At 34.8% G+C, this 19,237-nt stretch carries 16 protein-coding genes and 1 pseudogene; 4 read left to right on the forward strand and 13 right to left on the reverse strand.

The window, feature by feature from the left end; translation table 11 throughout:
- Positions 1-877, forward strand: a pseudogene (locus ASF99_RS17015) (IS3 family transposase); the annotation flags it as partial.
- A gap of 693 nt (positions 878-1,570) precedes the next feature.
- Here ASF99_RS17015 and ASF99_RS00175 read toward each other — a convergent pair.
- From ASF99_RS00175 to ASF99_RS00190, 4 genes are all read right to left on the reverse strand, one after another.
- Positions 1,571-2,473 carry an ATP-binding cassette domain-containing protein gene (locus ASF99_RS00175; RefSeq protein ID WP_055966285.1) on the reverse strand — a complete coding sequence of 301 codons (903 nt, stop codon included), beginning with the start codon at positions 2,471-2,473 and terminating at the stop codon, positions 1,571-1,573.
- A complete protein-coding gene (locus tag ASF99_RS00180; RefSeq protein WP_156357168.1) occupies positions 2,470-4,362 on the reverse strand; it encodes a hypothetical protein in 1,893 nt (630 codons plus the stop codon). The genes ASF99_RS00175 and ASF99_RS00180 overlap by 4 nt, the downstream gene beginning before the upstream one ends.
- A gap of 252 nt (positions 4,363-4,614) precedes the next feature.
- The gene (locus ASF99_RS00185) at positions 4,615-5,007 is read right to left on the reverse strand and encodes a hypothetical protein (RefSeq protein ID WP_055966292.1); all 393 of its coding nucleotides are present in this window, start codon (positions 5,005-5,007) and stop codon (positions 4,615-4,617) included.
- Positions 5,008-5,124: 117 nt separating this feature from the next.
- Entirely contained in the window at positions 5,125-5,856 is a 732-nt protein-coding gene (locus ASF99_RS00190) for a hypothetical protein (RefSeq protein WP_055966296.1), read from the reverse strand.
- A gap of 1,318 nt (positions 5,857-7,174) precedes the next feature.
- Between ASF99_RS00190 and ASF99_RS17505 the strand changes: the two genes are divergently transcribed.
- Positions 7,175-7,402, forward strand: a complete 228-nt coding sequence (locus ASF99_RS17505; protein ID WP_158024773.1) for a hypothetical protein — start codon at positions 7,175-7,177, stop codon at positions 7,400-7,402.
- Between the two features lie 234 nt (positions 7,403-7,636).
- A complete protein-coding gene (locus tag ASF99_RS00200; protein WP_055966300.1) occupies positions 7,637-7,876 on the forward strand; it encodes a DUF1883 domain-containing protein in 240 nt (79 codons plus the stop codon).
- A gap of 65 nt (positions 7,877-7,941) precedes the next feature.
- Here the strand turns inward: ASF99_RS00200 and ASF99_RS00205 are convergent, their stop codons facing one another.
- The 4 genes from ASF99_RS00205 to ASF99_RS00220 form a co-directional block, all read right to left on the reverse strand.
- Positions 7,942-9,045 carry an Abi family protein gene (locus ASF99_RS00205; RefSeq protein WP_055966303.1) on the reverse strand — a complete coding sequence of 368 codons (1,104 nt, stop codon included), beginning with the start codon at positions 9,043-9,045 and terminating at the stop codon, positions 7,942-7,944.
- Positions 9,046-9,719: 674 nt separating this feature from the next.
- A complete protein-coding gene (locus ASF99_RS00210) occupies positions 9,720-10,388 on the reverse strand; it encodes a DUF1643 domain-containing protein (protein WP_055966306.1) in 669 nt (222 codons plus the stop codon).
- An 87-nt stretch (positions 10,389-10,475) separates the two neighbouring features.
- Positions 10,476-11,696: an HNH endonuclease gene (locus ASF99_RS00215; RefSeq protein ID WP_055966311.1), complete on the reverse strand. Its 1,221-nt coding sequence runs from the start codon at positions 11,694-11,696 to the stop codon at positions 10,476-10,478.
- Positions 11,697-11,783: 87 nt separating this feature from the next.
- On the reverse strand, positions 11,784-12,557 hold the full coding sequence (locus ASF99_RS00220) for a hypothetical protein (protein WP_055966315.1): 774 nt from the start codon (positions 12,555-12,557) through the stop codon (positions 11,784-11,786).
- 451 nt (positions 12,558-13,008) lie between these two features.
- On the opposite strand from ASF99_RS00220, the gene ASF99_RS00225 reads away from it, so the two are divergent.
- Positions 13,009-13,764, forward strand: coding sequence for a hypothetical protein (locus ASF99_RS00225; RefSeq protein ID WP_055966318.1), 756 nt, complete (start codon positions 13,009-13,011; stop codon positions 13,762-13,764).
- Positions 13,765-13,828: 64 nt separating this feature from the next.
- Here ASF99_RS00225 and ASF99_RS00230 read toward each other — a convergent pair whose 3' ends face one another.
- The 5 genes from ASF99_RS00230 to ASF99_RS00250 form a co-directional block, all read right to left on the reverse strand.
- Positions 13,829-14,632, reverse strand: a complete 804-nt coding sequence (locus tag ASF99_RS00230) for a hypothetical protein (protein ID WP_055966320.1) — start codon at positions 14,630-14,632, stop codon at positions 13,829-13,831.
- Complete coding sequence (locus ASF99_RS00235; protein WP_055966323.1) at positions 14,629-15,408, reverse strand: ParA family protein; 780 nt, start codon at positions 15,406-15,408, stop codon at positions 14,629-14,631. Before ASF99_RS00235 ends, ASF99_RS00230 begins: the two co-directional genes overlap by 4 nt.
- Positions 15,405-16,091 (reverse strand): DUF3102 domain-containing protein, encoded by a 687-nt coding sequence (locus ASF99_RS00240; RefSeq protein WP_055966325.1) that lies wholly within the window; start codon positions 16,089-16,091, stop codon positions 15,405-15,407. Before ASF99_RS00240 ends, ASF99_RS00235 begins: the two co-directional genes overlap by 4 nt.
- Positions 16,075-16,863 (reverse strand): ParA family protein, encoded by a 789-nt coding sequence (locus tag ASF99_RS00245; RefSeq protein ID WP_075643117.1) that lies wholly within the window; start codon positions 16,861-16,863, stop codon positions 16,075-16,077. The genes ASF99_RS00240 and ASF99_RS00245 overlap by 17 nt, the downstream gene beginning before the upstream one ends.
- 647 nt (positions 16,864-17,510) lie before the next feature.
- Positions 17,511-18,587 (reverse strand): hypothetical protein, encoded by a 1,077-nt coding sequence (locus ASF99_RS00250; protein WP_055966330.1) that lies wholly within the window; start codon positions 18,585-18,587, stop codon positions 17,511-17,513.
- Positions 18,588-19,237 lie beyond the last annotated feature (650 nt).

Below are 19,237 nucleotides of genomic sequence, written 5' to 3' on the forward strand. Positions count from 1 at the left end.
CCATCAACACCGTCATCCGCATCGCACAGATTAAGAATCTCGTCTGCCCACTATGTGAGATTGCCGGAGTGACCGCAGTGGCTATTACGCTTGGTTGAACCGTGCCGAGGCGGATTCCCTTCGGGAAGAGCATGATTATCTAGATGCGACACTCCTCAAGAAAATCCATGATAGCCACAAAGGCAAAGTCGGTTATCGGAGGCTGTACATGGAGGTGTTCGCTACCCTCGGTTTCCCGATCAACCATAAACGGATTCTTCGGCTGATGCGCAAATATAACACCGTGACCAAAATCCGGAGGATGAACTCTTATCACAAGCTCTCTCGGGCGACGCACGCCGCGTCGTGCCGAACCGATTGAACCGCGAGTTCCCGGCAGAGCGAGCCCGGGAAGGTATTCGTGACCGATATCACCTACCTCCCTATCGCCTCCGGCGAGAACGTCTATCTGTCTTGTGTGAAGGACGTCGCCACACGCGGGATCGTGGCACACCAATTGTCCATGAGTCTTCACATGGACCTCGTCTTTCAGACGATGAAAAAGCTCGAAGAGCATCTCCAAGAGAAGCGACATCCCGAGGCGATGATTCATTCAGACCAAGGCTTTCACTACACCCATCCGAGCTACCAGCGACTCATTGGCGACCTCGGACTGGTTCAGTCCATGTCCCGTCGGGGCAACTGTCTCGACAACGCACCGATCGAATCGTTCTTCGGTCATTTGAAGGACTATGTCACCAACCGTTCGTGCGAATCAATCGAGGAGGTCCGAGAGATAGTCGGGGACTACATCAGCTATTACAACTGCGAGCGCGGTCAATGGAACCTAAAAAAGATGACCCCGAAACAATATCGGAACCATCTGATCGCAGCGTAGAAAACTTGGTCTTTTTATTAAACTGTCCATTTTACGGGGCTCAGTTCATTAAAAAGGACAAGTCATTTTTGATTTATACTTATTTAAATAAATGGAATTCTTCTTTCAATCGTTCTCAAATATTTTATAGAAATCCATGTGCATATACTTAAATAGATCAAAGTAACAAATAAATTTATAATAATTATTTTGATGGTAAATTGAGTATCAAAATAAAAAATATGTGGCCATGGAATTAATTTCCCACCCGTCAACCCCTCTGATCCACAGTACATAATTACTATTAGTAAAGACACCTCAACACTTTTAAAAAGTATACTACTTAAAAATGAAGTAATTGATAGTATCAAGGACTGAGTAAATAATAATAAAAATAAGCTGATAAAAGAAAAACTTTCGCTCTTAATACAAAATATAGTAACTAAAATAATGATCAATAGTGAAAATAGGCTTATAAAATAAGCATTATATTTAGCAATTTTTTGACTTGGTAGTTGAATCATTATTTCTTCTGAATTTTCATGATAGAGACTGTACACTAAAAGTGACGACCATAATGAAATTGACGGAACAAAAATGATCTGAAGAACTAAAAAGAACTGTGCATCAAATTTAGAGTTATAGAAACCTAAAAGATAAATCATTAATGATAAAGCTATAATAATAGGAATATAAAAATTAAAGCCAATACTTTTAATTTGAAATTTCACTAAACTGTTCACCACCTAGCTCTTTAATAATAGATACATAACCATCTACAAAACGAGGATTTACTGCTACCGCGCCTCCTGGATTTTCTGTAGAAATAATTTTCACTTTTATTGTATCTATATTGATCTCATCAACTTCAATAACCATATATTTATTTAATATTTCATTTAAACTATCATGATTTATTTTCATTTCCCAAACTAACCCTTTCGCATAGCTAGCAAGCGCTTGGGGGGTTGATTCAACAAGTAATTTCCCCTCTTTAATGATCCCTACTTTTGTACATAAAAATTCAATATCTTCTACAATATGCGAAGAAATAATTACAGTTTTTTCTCTAGAAAGTTCCTTCAATAAGTTTCTAAAACGTATTCTTTCGTAAATATCTAATCCAGATGTCGGCTCGTCAACTATGATAATTTGAGGATCAGTTAAAAATAATTGTGCAATCCCAAGTCTTTTTCTCATTCCACCAGATAAATTTCCAACTTTTTTAGTTTTTGATTCAAGTAAATTTACTTTTTTTAGTACATAATCAATTCTCTTTGCTCTTTCATCACTATTTTTTAACCCTTTAAGTATTGCAATATGATTTAAACAATCTTGTACAGTTGCTTTCGGGTATAAATTAAAATCTTGTGGAAGATAGCCAATCAGATTCCGAATGTCTTTAATCTTCTTAGGTTTTATACTAAGATCATCTGAATGCTCTAAGTCAATCGTTCCATTATCAACACTAATAATGCCTGCAATAGCTCTCATCAATGTTGTTTTTCCAGCACCGTTTGGTCCAATTAACCCGTATATTCCTTCAATATTTAGTGAAACATCATCTAAAATACTTTTTTTATTTTTGATTTTTGAAATGTTTTTAATATAAATCATTTGTTACCTCCTGATTTAATCAATTGATTTTTTAATTGATACCATGTGAGTTCTTTGTTCATCATTAAATCGTTCCATCTTCTTAATAATCTTGCAGCTTTGTCATCATCACTTGTGCTAATAAAGTTGATTATTTCTTCAATATATTTTTTATTTTTTTTAGATTCATTGTCATATACTTCACTGATCCAAAAATCACCTTCCGAATACTCTTCTTTTGCTATTTTATGCATTTTATTAATGTAATTTGTTGTTAAGACATTAAATATGATTGGAATATTGTCATTTTCGGTATAGTTATTTTGTATTTTCCATGTCATAGCACCTACGAGTTGATATGAAATATCTTTGCTCATGATATCAAAAGTTAATTTATTGTGATGTTCATAAGGACTTACTAAAATAAATAGATTTTTGTTTTTTTGGTACCACATAGTTTCTGTAGGTAAAACATCATTTGCGCCTCTTCCAGGTACAATATAAATATTTTCAGGAAATTTATAAGCTTTTTTATGAAAAACTTGATTTATAAGATTAAATGTCTCTCTTAATTTGTCAATGTATTTAGCTATAGTCTCAATATTATTTTCCCAAGTAATCGGGTACACAACACGATAATTATTAATGGTTTTGTCTTTGAGCTCACCATAAATAATGTTTATCCCGCTATCACTTGTTATTTGATACGTATTATTGTTTTTTTCTCCAAGACTATCCATTAATTGAACGTTGCCATTCAATTTTAAATTGAACTTTATTTTTGATGTATCATACACTGATAATCGCGTATTTGAATTGTAAACACTTTTCATTGCAGGATTTACTGATTTTACAGGGTACCACGAGAAATAAAATGGTAAGTATGCATGTGATGCTTTAGCTTCCATAAACGGAGATGAACTACCTTTATAATTAATAACAATGGACTTTGTCGGTCTATCTAAGTAAATTTTTAAAAAGTCCTTATCTTGCTTAAATCTAACTACTTTTCTCTCCTCATCTTTTATAGAAGATACAGAAAATTGATGATATAAAGAAAAAACTTTTTCACCCTTTTCTTCGTCTTTAAAGTAAATCTTCACTTCGCTTTTTAACTGATTCTCAATGCTCAATTGAATATCGTATTGTTTAATGTCGTAATCAAAGTTCTTTAACGAGTTTACTTTTTCAGGAGTATAGTTGTAATAGTAATCCAACTCGTTGATATTTCTTTTGTTAAATTTTTCAGGTGTAATTTTTTCATTTTTTTGAAAATTTGAAAATCCTACTACTAACACCGGTATAATGAGCGTTAGTGCTAAACTTTTTTGGAATTTAAAAAACGAATACGAATTATTAAATAATTTGATTGCTATTAATAGAAACAGCATTAACGTCCAAACGTATTTATTTGTTAGATCTCCTTGCGGAAATAAAAACCCGCTTAATGCGTTGTAAGACATTTGAGGATTATCAATTCCAAGATGAATAAAGGCAGGGATCTCTTTCACGCCGAGTATATTAAAAAATGGTTCTAAAACATAAACGTTTGTAGGAGAAAGGACCAGCCATATTAAAATTAGTACGGAATAATTAATTTTACTATTTGAAATTTGTCCGATGTAAAATCCAATTAAAGAAATAATTAAATTTGGGAAGAACCAATACAGCATAATAAATTTGATTGAGTTAACGTAGATTTCTGATTCTCTGTATCCTGAAAAATAGAATATCATCAATATTATCAGTGTAGATCCTACTGAGAATAAGATGTTATTTACAAATACAAAGAAATAATTTGAAATACTTTTGACACTTATACTATTAGGTATCGAGCTAAAAAAGTTATTAATATCTTCTTTTGTTTCAGTAATTGCAGCATGATAACCTAAAAAAACAAATACTAGCATGCTCCCCTGTATTAAGAAAGACGACAATTGTAGAAAGTTCCCGGGGTTAGAGATCTCGGACAACGTGTATGTATAGATCATTATTGATAGATAGATAAAGCCAAAAAGTGAAGATACGATAAATAATGGATTTTTGTAATTAATCTTTGAATAAAATACGAATGAATTTATGATTTTCTTCAAATTATTCACACCTTCTATATGAAATTAGTATAATAAGACCTTTCTAATTATTAGAAAGGTCTTATATCATTAATCTGTAATCTTTACAGTTCCGCGGATATCTTTAGAACTATATTCTGCCCATGCTTCTGCGTAATATGTGGATGGTGCTGGAGAAAATGATGATTTTACCTCTGTAACAGGGCGAGCATAGCTAGTATGAACAGTTGGATCAGGTAAAACTACAATACTTTTTTTAGCGTATCCGATTAATTGGAATGGTCCTCCACCGCTATTAGTTACTGTCATACGTGACGAGCCATCGTGAATATTAATTTTTCCGCCCTCAGCACTTGCTGTATAGTTTAGTGATGCTGTAGATGTTGCTGCTGAAACACTCGTTGTTGCTAGTAAAACTGCCAATGCACCTAGTGCTAACATTTTAGGTGCAGTTTTTTTGTTGCTAACTGCTAAATTAACCATTTGTCTATTTCCTCCTTTTAGTTTTTATAAGAACGTTGTCTTATGTCTTAAAAAGAGGTAATTTATACGATAATAACAACTTGCTGATTAAAATGTCGTTTTTAATTTTTTATTACATTAAACTAATGGATTTGTTTCTTTAGTATCTACTGGTGAAGTTTTAGTCATTGCAGATTCAATTTCAACTGAAAGTTTCTTCTCATTTTTTCTTTCCTCTTGATCTAAAATAGTGACAGTTTCTCTTGAACGATCATTTAGCCACTCGATTTGAATTTCCCTTAAAAAACTAATCAATGTAGCCACACGATCTGCATACAAATTAAAAAATGGCTCACAAATTTTTAAGATAGCATGTATCACTAAGGCGGCAAAAAAATAGATTACAAAATATAAAGCTAATGTTTCATTAGTGACTTGCCCCTTATTGGAAAGAGTCGAAATTAAGGTGACGCCTAGAACGACGAATGGAAAAGCGACACCTAACTGTTTCTGATTTCCATCTCGCTCTTCAGTTAATGTTTTTATAAGTACATCAAGTTGAGCACTGTTAACTATACTTTCTTCATTTAACTGTTTTTTTAATGCTATTTTGTATTCCTCATTCTTATTTACAAAAAAATCTGTTTCTCTTTCTAAATAATTAAAGTAACGATATGTTCCTATCGCAAAACCAGCTGGTAGTATCCATGAGACAAGAAGTACAAAATAATTAGATAATAGTGGGATAAGAAGAATGCTCACTAAAAAACCACATAATAAAAGAATACTAAATAAAAACTCTTTCGTTTTAAATCTCTCTTTAGTCTTTGGATTGTAATTATTTTGATGGAATATAATCAGTTTTCGCATTTAATCAGCTCTCCTTGCACATGTATTTTTAAGTTCACATTTAAGTAGATTGTTTGACGATTAATTAAACCATCTATCATTCTGACTACTTGCACTCCTAATTGATGAATCGGCTGATCGATAGTGGTAATATCGATTGCTTCAGTAATCAATTGATTATCAAATCTGTCACAGCACATTTTTTTGGAATCTTTATCTTTAACAGTCTCGCTTGGTGAATGATTCCTGCTGCCACATAATCGTTTCCGACTAAAATTACTCTAATGGATATACTTATAAAATACATTTTTACGACTTTTTCCAACACTGCTATCTGAATTTCTTAAACAAAGCGCTACGCTTTGATATCTACTCTCCTAAAGGTGATTCATGGCTAGTTCAATTCCATCGGAATGATCAATGTATATTTGAGAATGATCTCCTTCCGACCACTCACATGATACTATCGAACCGAATTTACTGATTTCCGGCAAGGCTGATGCTGAAGTCACTATTGAAGCAACCATTAGCCCATCAATTTGTTTGTATCGTAATTGGTCAAACGAATGGCCTCTAAAACAGCTTCTCTTTTTGCTCTGTTACACAAAGATGATTATTTAGTACGCGTGGTACAGTGGATCGTGATACGATAGCTAATCAATCAATTTTTGTTATTTTTTCCATTAGACCCCTTTCTCGTGTCAATTTTTTGGTATTTTAATCATATCAAAAATGCGAGACACTATATCAATTAAAATATCTAAAAAACAATGGACGAATAACGTTCCGATACCACTTGATCCATTTAAAACGCGATACAAAAGACTGTACACTCTCCGCATGTCTTTTTTATTGCCAGCTTCCAGCTTGTTCGCTTGCTAAGTTTAATCATAAATTCATCATTAAGAACAGCAAGTAAAGAAGAGCATATATACAAAGCAAGTCCACAACTTATTATCAATATCCCAATAAAAAAATAATAATCAGCTAGTAGATCGATTCTCTGAATCAATCTCATTCGTAATATGAATATTTAATCCATCTACTAACAAACAAATAATGAAAATATGTATAAAACTTAACAGATTAGATATACCTTGTTTAATTAGACCATTGGTAAAAATCAGTTCACTCCCTATTGTGAACACTCAAAAACCAATACTCATTCCTATATTTCGCTCTAATGCGATATTCAGTGTATCTCAAGGTGCTATGTATACGTGGAGAGTGGAGAACATCAGAAGGAAAGAAAGTCAGACTACATGAGTTATACGATTCAGAAATCCAAAAATGGTCGCTTGATAATATTTGCGAGAAAGTAAGACAAGTTCCGGGAACGTTGATTAAAGCTGCTGCTGCTGGAGATATCACTATCTGTATGAATTTTGATAGCGAACATGTAGATTTGGAAGTTGTAAGAAAAGTAGGAAAGTTGATTGGCGCTCGTAATATCATTGCGATGATTGATCGAATTGATACGGCTACTATGTGTGGTCAAAATCTGAAGAAAAATGAGGATAATAATTTATGGTATCAAAGCAAAGGTTATATGGCTGCAGGATCCTAATACAATTGATCGCCTCATGCATAACATTCGATCGATTGGTTTCAACGAATCAAAGATTTGGAAGTTGACTTCATTTGTTTCACTTCGTGAAGCGCACTACTTGAAACAATTAAAGTCTCGAGAAATCATACCTTTTAGTTTTGTAAATGAAACTAAAATCAGAACACACTTTAAAGCCTCTAATCCTGAATTAGTATTAACATAAGCTCATTACCATTCAAAGGAGGTGATAATATGGATCGAATTCCTTATGTGGATACAGACTCTACATTAACTGTTAGAGTGGAATTGCAACATGCAGCAGATGTGTTTTTAATAGATAGCATCAACTATCAACATTATAAAAGCGGCCGACGTTTTAAGTACTTTGGCGGTCACCAAACAAAATCTCCAGTAACCATATCTGTACAAGGCGCTGGAAGGTGGTATTTAATCGTCAACGGAAATACAAGGTATAATTATCAGTTCTTTTAACAAATAATCTATAACTACGGTTTTCTCATAGAAGTAGACAGTCGAACGAATAAAACTGCCTACTTCTATGATTTTTCTGGTATTTCATTAATAAGTAATTTCGCTTTCGTTCCATCAACAAATCCGATTTTGGAAAGTAAAACAGAATCACTCTCATTAGACTTTGAATACAATTCTTCGATTTTCTCATTCCATATGGTGTGATCTTCATCAGTCATCACCATAAAAAGTCTTCTCATAAATAATAAGTGAATTATTAATCTCTTATCGTAATGAAATCGTCTTAGTTCTTCTATGTACAGTTTGTCATTCTCATGTTCTTTTGGAATCAAGTTGAAATTAGTACCGTAAATTTTACCTGTATGCGATACTACGTTTCTTAAGTGTCTTAATGAATCAATCCAGCTTGCTAATAAATCGCCTAATAGCCTATTTTCTTTGGCATTCGAAGTCATTTTTCGAGCCACAAGAGTTTTATACTGAGGAATCAATAAGCTATAGAATGTTGAAAGACTACCTAAAGTCATTAAATCAAACAATAACCAGACTGGTGTAGCACCATAATTCTGTTCATGATGTTTAATCGCTTCATGCTTTTGTTTATTAGCTTGGATCGTTTTATAGAAATTTTCATATAATTTATTAACTCTAACTACTCTCTCCTTCTTAGTTCTAGAACGTTTCCCTTTCTCCTCGAAATAAATATCTTCATCTAAATAAAATTGAGCAGGTTGAAAATTATCTGATTGATAATTTTGAGCTAATATATCGATAATGGAAGACCGCAAGAATACTTCTAGTCTAGAAATCAAGTCGTGTAGCCAACTTCTTAAGTAATGATCGTAACTATAAGTTGCTTTCACCGCAGTAAAGCTTTTTTCAATGCCTTTACCAAATAAATCATTTGAATAATATTTGAACGTGTAATAATTTACTTTTCTTAAAAAATCCTTACATTCATTCTCTTCTTCCAATGTGAAAGACATATTATCTCTTTTCAATTTTTCAATCATTTCTTCTATTGAATAAGGAGATTTCATAAGAAGCTTTGTTTTTTGTGGTTGATCAAAATAAAAATTAATTTTGTCAATGTCTCTTACATCGTAAAGCTCATCTGTATAAAATAATTGTTCAACATCTACAAATTTAATTTTTTTGGAATTATCCATCTTTAAAAAACTCCGCCTTGAATTTTGACATAAAAAAAGGCCAACTGTGTTTCGCATTGTTAAGAGGCGTTAGTTGACTGCTGTTACTTTTATTATACTTTTATTCAATCAAAAATCAACTGTTTTATTTGTTAGATACTTTTTACGTTCAAAAAATTGTGTATTTAAAATCACACTATTTCTAAGTACATAAAATTTTAAGCTGTTCATGAGATCATAATAAAATCAGCTATTTTAAACTAACCTTTTATTAGCATACACTATTATTAAACTTCTAGAAAATAAAAAATAGCTTAATTTTTCGACATCGAAATGTATACTTTAATTTATCTTATCATTTTTTGATTAGATATTTGAATTATGCTATTTTATATGCCTTTGTATTCTTTATTAATTTCTGTTTGTATAAATAAATAAGATTCTTATGCACAAAAAATGTACAACCCTTTTCATGAATAGACTATGATACCTATTTATCAGATAAGGGGAATTTTATAATATATATTCACATATAAAAGATAAGTAATTTTGGTCTAGTATCAATAATACATCTACCGATCATTCAAGTAACATTAAAGAAACGGTGCTTGTTTCCTTTATCAAATATATGAAAGACTCACGGTACCCCATATTATCAAAGATAAAAAAATCATTTGAAAAACAGCTCATAATAATTAAAAGATCGCATTTAGATTTACTCTTATTGGTCTATGAATTAGTTGGTAAGGTGGTCGTTGATTTCGATGTTTTGGCTGACCCATTTGACTTTGTGCAAAGCAATATAACTTCTGATGATTTGAATTCAGTAAATTCCTGAATTTATTCCCCATTGCTTCAACGCCATATCTACCTAGATCGCCCCAAGCTAAAAACACAGTATCAGCCCACTCTATCGCTTCTTCGATTGCCTTCTCATTAATAGTATCATTGATAAAGTGATCTTCATTAAGAGCTTGAGAGTCGGGATTGATAATTGGGCTCATATTGACAATTGTAAGACTACCCGCCTTAAAATACTTTTGCGCATATTTTGTCATAAATGTTACTGTTGGATCGCTAAATCTTTCATTAGCATGACTAGGATTCATCATAACTACGCTAACTTTCTGACACTCCTCATTCGTCTTCCACTTAATATGTAAACTATATCTTTTTATCCCGTCTTTACTAAAAATAGCCTTATGTTGCGCATTTTGAATGCTTAACTCCTGATCCTTGCTTTGCAAGTCTATTTCAAATGTACTTCCTTGTTCATGAATCCATTTTTGTAACTCTTCGTAAAATTTAGCTTCTGTCATATTATTAGATAATCGAACAGAACCCTCTAATAGCAGCCGATTCATCATTTTTCTCCTTTGATTACGAACTATCATAATATATTAATATTTCAGTTGACTTAAGAATTTTTTGATTAAATAATCCCTTTGAGATTACCTATAATACAAAAGAAGCTTTTTTAACGGTATGGAAATTCCGCATTGCTTCATTCTGCCAATTCTTTGATCATATAGTTTTTTTATTATTTCTTTGCTTTGAGTAATGCTTTCGTGATGAATTCGTTTATGACAAACTGGGCAAAGCATTACAATATTAGCAGTTACATCTAAGCTATACTCGAATTCGTCTTGAAACTCCATTGGTATTAGATGATGTGCTTCGACATAATTTTTATTTGTCACTTTAGAAATAAAGTTCTGGTGTAATGCATCGTATTCACAAGTATAGTCGGAAGCAGTTAAAGCCTTTTTGACAATAGATTTACTTCTGACCCACTTTTGATTTGATTTCATATTATTTATTCTGATCCGTTGAACTGGAATATCTTCATCTTCAGGATCACGATGTGGCAGTTCAATACGTTCCATTGCCTCTTGATCCTCTAATTTGCCTAGGGATGTAAATGTGATTTCTTTGGATAAAAGTAAGCACATCATATTGTAAAAATACAAAGTGTTAATTATTCTTTTAGCATTACTAAATTTGTTTAGATGAATGCCAGATTGTTGAACCTCCTGAAGGTTAATAGGAATAAATGTAGCTATTGAAGAAGGGAAAAATCTATAGCTACCCGTATAACCGTTTTGGGTTGGAGAAGAATATTTAATTACTTCTTCTAAAACGGCAGAAGCAATTAAGTGAGAGTTCCACTGAAATAATACAAGCGATCCCCGTTCTATATTCATTCCAGTTTTAAATTGATACAGTTCAGAAGGGAGTGTATGTTGAAACCATATTTGAACTTCTGCAGTAGTTTTATCTCTAAATGTTAAGTCTTTATTAGACATTGGTAATATTCGAATGCTATCGCCTTTTGAATACGGGAAAAGATTTATTAAATAGTATGGATTAATCCTTACTTTTTCTGTTCCATAAACGGTTTTCCAACTTGAGTTATTTCTATTAGCATCGTTAGCTAAACGTGTAAATTCGGAATGCAGGTTTTTATTCTTTAAAATAAAGTAATTCTGACTTTTTTGTCTACTAAATAAGCTAGTCATTGCATAGTTAAAAGAAGCGGTCTTATAACTCCCTCTAGTTAAATCAAAAAGTTTTTCTCCAATTTCTGAAACTAGGTATTCATTTTTCCATAATCGCTTGTCTTCTTTAATACTACTCAAAAACAATTGAAACAGTGTGTCTACATTCGACAATTCTTATTCACCTCAACTTACCGTGTATTTTAATACACTTATAATACCCATATAGATTAAAATAAATTGATAACTTAGACATCTACCTTAGCTTGAATAACCGATGACATGCTTAGACACATCTTCAATCGTTTCCAAGTCAATTAAATCAATATCTAAAATGTACATTGTATTTAGTCTTGGATTAAATATTCCTAATTTGGATAGTCCATCAAAGCGGTCTTTAAGTTTTGAACGACATCCCATTAAGTAATAGATCAATAATTGTAGTGTATGGTCAGTAGTAGGGCTACTTTTTAAAACTTTCATTTCCCATAGAGCATGCGGAGTTAAATAGTCTGCATCCCCATTAGTAATAATATCTGTATAACCACCCTCAAAACTAATTCTTTCTTGGTTCACCGGTCCATACTCTTCAAAAAAATGAAGGCTTCTCGCTACCATTGTTTTGATATTCTGAATCGTTGCATCGTCTGGATTAATCGTTTGGACAGGTACATACGTATGTTTTCCAGCACGTGCTACGCTCTCATACCCACATAATCTACACGCATTAAAAATCGATTCTTCATCTAACCCGTGTATCTCCGATCGTAGTTCTCCTGCGTATTCAAGCTCTTTTATCATCAACGCTCCAGATATAGGGGAAGCAAAGGCTTTATGATCACCTTGACAAAAGCGAGTCAAATAATCTACGACAATGCCAATCAGTGATGGATGGATGTTCTCATTTAAAGACAGCTCAATTCCATCATCAAAACATCTTCTATTAAATGTTTTTGGAGGAATATAACCACCTCTGGGTTGCTTAGCAGAGTTAATTTTTTTTATATCTTTAATGCGTTGTGTGACGGATACCATATATATCACCTCAATTTAAATATAGAGACAATTTATTATTATTTATCTAATTCATCTCTTAATCATTAGTATACCGATTACTATGCAATTTGTATGGATAATCCTTCCACCTCGCCTTTTTTGGCTATAGGTTGTGTTTTATTAATGCTCAGAACACGATGAAAATATGCTAGAAGTAATTTCTACGATAAACAAAGAAATTACTTCTAAACTGTAGATGCTCCGCATTTAAAATAAATTGATTTGTATACGTTCGATTTCGAAACGCCATTGAACATAACACCTACTAATTACACGAACTTATGTAATCTGCCCTTAGTAATCAAAATGCAGCTACTTATTCTTATAGTCAGTTTTTAGCTCGTTCTTATGATAATTTCTTTTAGGTTAATATGTTGAATTAGCACATGATATACTGTCTATAAACATTTAAGTTGAAAGAGGTATACATATGTCATCCAATGAAATGAAAAATAAATCGTTCCGTCTTTCTGAAGACGTTACTGACAAAATTGGTGAATTAATAAAAGGACGCCAAATTACAACCAATCAGTTATTCGAAGAGTTTATTGTACTCGCTGAACAAAAGAAAATTGATCCAAAGCTCACTGAAGAGGATGCTGTATTAGAAGCATCGCTCAAACAGATTACGCTTCTCTTTCAAGAACGTGCAGCACGTCTTGAAGCGTTCCAACACGAAAATCAACGCATTCAATCTCGTCATCTAGAGACAGTCACTAAGTTAGAGTCAGAAGTACTCCAAGCAAAAGAAAACTTAGAAGCAGAATACGTAGAAAAAGTCTCTAATCATCATCAAGAACTTCAAGACATGAAAACAAAACTGGAACAGACAGAAAATGAATTAGTTCAGGCAAGAGATCAACAAGAAAAAATAGAAGTATCTAAAAAAGAAGAAATCACATCATTAAAACGAGAAGTATTTCACTTAGAAGGTAATCTTACTAAACTCGAAGAAGAACGCGATCAATTGTATCGTCAGAACAAAGCATTAACTGATCGAATTGATGAATTAAAAGCACGTACCGAGCGTTCCGAACAGTTAGAAGAAGAAAACCGAAAACTGTCGTTAGCGCTAACCATTGCGCAACGGGATCAAGAATCATTCGAACGACGCCTTCACGAACAAGTTGAGCTAGCTGTATTACGAGAGCGTACACAATCATCTCTCGATAGTGAAAATGAGTAATCGATTAAGCTGAAATTATCAAAAGACCGTTCTACTGAGATGTAGGACGGTCTTTTTCATCTAATTACGTGCGTAAGTATTGTTCTAAAGCTGCTCGTATGATTTGATCCGGTTTCATGCCTTGATCTTGCGCTCGCTTTTTTAGCGTTTGGTACAATGGATCATTTTTATCGGAGAAATCTACGTGTACGCGTGCTGGTTTTGGCTGTATAGGAGTTGCATCAATCACGCTTTGTTCTTTACGCTCATTCAGCATTTTTTTCACTTCACGTAATTGCTCACGTGTCATTTCATAGACCGTGAACTCCCCATCGTTCGTCGTATACTTTCGTTCTTCTAGTAAGGCGACTTTTGGATCCTCTGGCCATGTTAATAGTTCAGCTAATTTAGAAGCACTAAAGTCCTGTTGAATCGCCTTGTCTAAGATAGTTGGTCCAAATACATTCCAAAATGAAATAAAGCGATTGACTTGAGGATGAGACATTCCGATTCGATTTAAAAATTCTTTCCAACTTCCTTGTTCCTGCTGAAACGCTTCTTTAGTGTCAGCGTCACGGAATACTTCATTCGCATGTGCTAAAATACGACACTTTTCAACAAAACTTGTCGCTTGAATCGTATCAATATGATTGTAGTACTGAATAATACCTTCCATGTCTTCCGGAAGACGTTTTGATAGCACGCGTGATAAGCCGATAGCTGGAAGCGACTGATACGGATTTGACATCGCAGGCGCAGCAAATTTCTTCACCGCTTCGACTTGCTCTTCCCGTAACGCTTCTGTTCCCTGTTCTTGAACCGTTGTTTCAGCTACTGTGCTCTGAAAGCTTTTGAATGTTGCTTGTCCTTTTTTACGTCGACTGCTCATAGGGCAAGTACCTCCTCTGCTAACTGTAAGTAAGCATCTGTCGCTGGACTCTTATGGTCAAGGACAGGACGTGCTTCTCGTTGTAAGGATTGAATTTTTACGATGTATGGGATTGTCGTTAGTACAGGAATTCCAACTTCTTCCCCTAACTCCTTTAACTCGTCCACAGTCGTCATATCTCCTTTAGAGCGCGCATTCACCATTGTTGGAATAAACGCTGAGATATGAATATCTTCCTTGTATCCGTGTCTCATTTCTTCCAATTCTTCTGGAGCTGTGTACACAGCATCCATCGAAAACTTCTGCATCTGTACCGGCATGACGATCCGGTCCTGCGCAACAAGAGCACAACGTGCGTACGGGTTTAAAGCGGACGTTGATCCCGGGCAATCAATTAAACAAATATCAAATAAGTCCTCGAGTCGCGCTAGTTCTTCAATCAACCGGTATTCGTACCCCATCTGACTCGTCAGTCCTGTAGGAGAAGCAGAACGGCGCGTGGGTACTAAATGAATGATTCCTAATTCATACTCACAAGTGACAATGACTTGTTCGATCGGTGCATATGAGGGATCGTGCTCTTCAATCAAACAATCGAGCAATACTTTCCCATCGTAATCATCGGTTAAGCCAAGTCCATTCGTTGTCGAAGCTTGGTCATCCGCATCAATGACGAGAACGCGTAATCCTTGTCGAGCATACGCATGGGCGAGGTTAATCGTGGTCGTTGATTTACCGACGCCACCCTTTCGGTTATATAAGGCAATTTTCTTCACTGTTCCTTCTCTCCTTCCATGATTTCACTACGATCCTCTATAATGTCCCGCTGAATCGTCTCTTCAATCATCTTTGAAATGTATTCACTAATGCTTAATCCTTTAGCACGAGCTAATATATGAATCTGTTCTGATGTTTCTGTCGGGACTCGTGTAGAAAGGACCGTCGATGTCGCTTCGAGTGGCTGGAACGACTTTACTTTCACTTTCGCTGTAGTTGATCGCGCAGCACGAATTTCTCGTACTGTCGCACTGTCTAATGACTTCCGACCTTCTTCTACAGGTAACCCATTTAAAATGATGTCTTCTGGATCATCGACATACATCAGTTCGAATACTTTGGAAGCCGGTAACGTTTGGAGTTGTTCTTCAAATGGTTCTAGGGTGTCAAACGCTTTAACATATCGGGAGGCAAGTGAATTTGACATGTTGACGACTTCTAAAAACGTGCGCCATTCTTGTTGATCGTGCATTTCAGATTTAGCAATCGACAAGCGCTTACCAATCTCGAAAACAGAGATCGTTTGAATCTTCGCTAATTCTTTAATCTCGACTGCGAGATTTTCTAAATCACGGGAAACCGGTAACTTCTGAACGACAGAACTCAGATCAGTCAATCCACTCCGATAAGGATGTTGGTCTTGTGGTCTTACTTTATGAATTTGTTTATTCCGCGCTTTCATGTTTCGGACCTCCTGTCATCAAAAGTGCTAGCTCACGAAACGGCTGTGCCAGTTCTATGCCTTCTTTCGACTTGTACTGTAAAACACTCTTTCCGCTATCTGCCGCTTTCTCAATAAAAGCAGCGCGTCGTACAGAGGGAAGTACGTGTAATTGTTCTGTTGTTGCCAACTGTTCCATCGCTTCTGCGTATTCGCGATCGCCTTTTAAACCAAGATCGATTGCGACTGGCATAATACCCGATAGCTCTAGCGAAGCATTATAATACTTCTTCACTTGTCGAATGGTTCGAACCGTACTTCCTAACTGATCAAAGACGAGCTTTTTCGGCATAAATGGGATAACCACCTCATCTGCACACGATAAGACGACTTTAGATAATTCATTGATTGAAGGAACTGAATCAAGAATGATCCAATCAAACTCATGGGCAAGAGGAGATAGTAAGTCTTTTAATAGAAAAATCTTATCTTGTTCAGATATTAGATTGATTAAACGTGCATTTCGTTCATTGGAGGGAAGAAGACTAATGTTATGTTTTTCATCATCAAATAAGATCTCTTCAATCGCTAATCCTTTCGCTTGGACGTCGTACAGCGTCATGTATTGAATCGTGTCCGACTCTTTCAGCATTAACTTACTTAATGATCCCTGCGGATCTAAGTCAACGAGAAGCGTTCGATACCCGAGCTCCCCAAGGGCATGACCCATATTGAGCGAACAAGTTGTTTTCCCGGATCCTCCTTTTGATATGTAAAACGTCATAATATTCATTATCTCTCCCCTTTCTTCATTCATCATGGCACATGAAAATTATAATTTCAATAATTATCAGTATTCAAAAGATAATATGAACGTATTTTTATGTATACATTATTAAATAGCCTGTAAACATTTCGACATCGAAATGTTTACAGGCTATTTAAGCTTTCCTACTTAGATGTTTTGTCTACGCTTTTAAAATGCTTCTCCATATTTTAATTTTATTCTTCATCATAATACGTCGTGATCTACCAGATTATTATGATTCAACACATTGGAAGAGATTAAAAAGATTAATAAAGAATTAATAAGAATTAGAAAAAGACTTTATCTCCTCAAGCCTGTAACACCAACAAAAACAAAACATTTTACAATTCGAGAAACGAACAGCACAATTTGTAGAAATTCAAAGAGTGTTGTTTTTTATGAATTCATTAAATGATTTTGTTCAGAAACTATTGAATAAGCAACTCAAAAAACTGTTTTTTTGACAATAGAATTTGTTTTTTTTCCTAAATAGTATGGCATATTCATATTGAGTTTGGAGGGATCAATAAAATGAGTAGTTTTACAATGAAATTGATCAGGATAACTTAAAACAACGCGGAATTGTTGTCTTTTCACGACTATTTTCAAAAAAAAGCATGACAAATAGACCATCATGCAATGGCCATTTTTTCCGATACGACTCGGAGTTGTTCATTTAGATAGAGAATTGGTGAGTCAAAGAAGAGGCGATAGAGTTCTGCATCTTCGAGACGTTCCCCGTATTGATAGAAATCGTTTCGAATCGAACGAATGACTGCATCACAGGCAGCAAATCCGTACGTATCACTCAACGACTGCAGCGATGTTTGCGGAACTTCTAATGCATCAAAATCTACGTAGTCACGGGCGACTTCTCGAAGATCGAACCAACTGATCAACGTACGCGCCCGTTCCGCTTCCCGGATACGCTTACTGTTAATTTGGTCTTCGAGTTTCACGTGAAACATTAAAGGACGTGTTACGGTATGTATGCGCTTCTTAAGCGAGACATTCTCTTTAACAGCAGATAAGAAATCTTTCGTGTTCTCAACTAAATGCACATTGAAAAACTGCGATAGTTGATCGAGCATGCCTTTTACAGCCAAACGGTGTCCACAGTAACGTGGTAGGAATCCACGTACTTCATCATAGGTTAAAGTCGCTTTCTCCTGCGATTGAACATTTACGTCTCGCTCTACTTGCACAAGAGCACGTAACGCGACACGAAGGATATTCACATGCTCAATATCCATCAGTTGGCGCACCATCCCACACCAAAGAGACGTATAACCGGTCTTCGATGTATACGTACCATCTTCTTCAAAAAGATCACGGTAGTTCTCGAGATAATCTACGAGTTCAATGGTAACGACTCCGGAGAAATGAATCGAATAACGAATTAGTCCAGCTGATTCAAAAAGGCGTAGGTTATTGTGTAACGATCGAACTGACGTACGCGCATAGTGAGCCAATGCTTCACTTTCCATCAACGAGAGAACGCCTTGATCATCGCAATGTGATAAAAGCGTCAACAAATGCCGAATACGAGATTTTGTCCACTTCAATGCCAGGAAAGGTCCTGGAATGTTATAGTGATGCTGTTCATATAAAAAACTGTCTTGACGTTTTGTCCAACGTGTCAAGCCGCTCATCGCGATCAGTAATTTATTAGCGACCAATACATGACGATTTTCATGTTTAAATGACATACCTACACCTCCCCTACTCTGAACTATTAGTACTAGTATCCTGTTCAGAAAAGGAACTGTCAAAAAGTGATTTCGGTACGGTCAAAAACGACCAATGTTCTAAAAACGTTGATATGAAGCCGTTTTCAGGTATAAAAAAGATGTCATTACAGTACGGTCAAAAACGACCAGAATCTCTAAAATCCTTATATGATGCGCTTTCTAGAGGTTTTTCTTGATTAAATTCATACATATAGCGATGCAATATGTCATTCTGGTACGGTACATAACGACCAAATGATTAAAAGTGTCATTTCAGTACGGGATAGAGCGACTAAAATGTCTAAAAGTGTCGTTTGAGTACGGTACATGACGACCAAATGGATAAGTTAGTCGCTTTAAAATAATTTTTAAAAAGTGTTCTAAACTGCAAAAAGGTCATTCTGGTACGGTAATCAACGACCAAAACTATAGAACTGTTGTTTTGGTACGGTGATCGACGACCTAAATCGATGAAGTGTTGTTTCAGTACGGTCAAATCCGACAAAAATGCTAAAAATATAAGAAAAAGTGCTGTTTCAGTACGGTAAATAACGTCTAAATTTAAAAAATGGTCGTTTTCCGACACGATTCGACATGTACAATCAATAGATGTACTGGGGAATAAGACA

This window comes from Exiguobacterium sp. Leaf187, from assembly GCF_001423925.1.
Lineage (GTDB): Bacteria > Bacillota > Bacilli > Exiguobacteriales > Exiguobacteriaceae > Exiguobacterium_A > Exiguobacterium_A indicum.

What these genes read in the sequence shown, in the direction of transcription:
- ASF99_RS00175 (WP_055966285.1), bottom strand. Translation starts at nt 2,473, where the DNA reads ATGATTTATATTAAAAACATTTCAAAAATCAAAAATAAAAAAAGTATT.
- ASF99_RS00180 (WP_156357168.1), bottom strand. Translation starts at nt 4,362, where the DNA reads ATGCTAGTATTTGTTTTTTTAGGTTATCATGCTGCAATTACTGAAACA.
- ASF99_RS00185 (WP_055966292.1), bottom strand. Translation starts at nt 5,007, where the DNA reads ATGGTTAATTTAGCAGTTAGCAACAAAAAAACTGCACCTAAAATGTTA.
- ASF99_RS00190 (WP_055966296.1), bottom strand. Translation starts at nt 5,856, where the DNA reads ATGCGAAAACTGATTATATTCCATCAAAATAATTACAATCCAAAGACT.
- ASF99_RS00200 (WP_055966300.1), top strand. Translation starts at nt 7,637, where the DNA reads ATGGATCGAATTCCTTATGTGGATACAGACTCTACATTAACTGTTAGA.
- ASF99_RS00205 (WP_055966303.1), bottom strand. Translation starts at nt 9,045, where the DNA reads ATGGATAATTCCAAAAAAATTAAATTTGTAGATGTTGAACAATTATTT.
- ASF99_RS00210 (WP_055966306.1), bottom strand. Translation starts at nt 10,388, where the DNA reads ATGAATCGGCTGCTATTAGAGGGTTCTGTTCGATTATCTAATAATATG.
- ASF99_RS00220 (WP_055966315.1), bottom strand. Translation starts at nt 12,557, where the DNA reads ATGGTATCCGTCACACAACGCATTAAAGATATAAAAAAAATTAACTCT.
- ASF99_RS00225 (WP_055966318.1), top strand. Translation starts at nt 13,009, where the DNA reads ATGTCATCCAATGAAATGAAAAATAAATCGTTCCGTCTTTCTGAAGAC.
- ASF99_RS00230 (WP_055966320.1), bottom strand. Translation starts at nt 14,632, where the DNA reads ATGAGCAGTCGACGTAAAAAAGGACAAGCAACATTCAAAAGCTTTCAG.
- ASF99_RS00240 (WP_055966325.1), bottom strand. Translation starts at nt 16,091, where the DNA reads ATGAAAGCGCGGAATAAACAAATTCATAAAGTAAGACCACAAGACCAA.
- ASF99_RS00245 (WP_075643117.1), bottom strand. Translation starts at nt 16,863, where the DNA reads ATGAATATTATGACGTTTTACATATCAAAAGGAGGATCCGGGAAAACA.
- ASF99_RS00250 (WP_055966330.1), bottom strand. Translation starts at nt 18,587, where the DNA reads ATGTCATTTAAACATGAAAATCGTCATGTATTGGTCGCTAATAAATTA.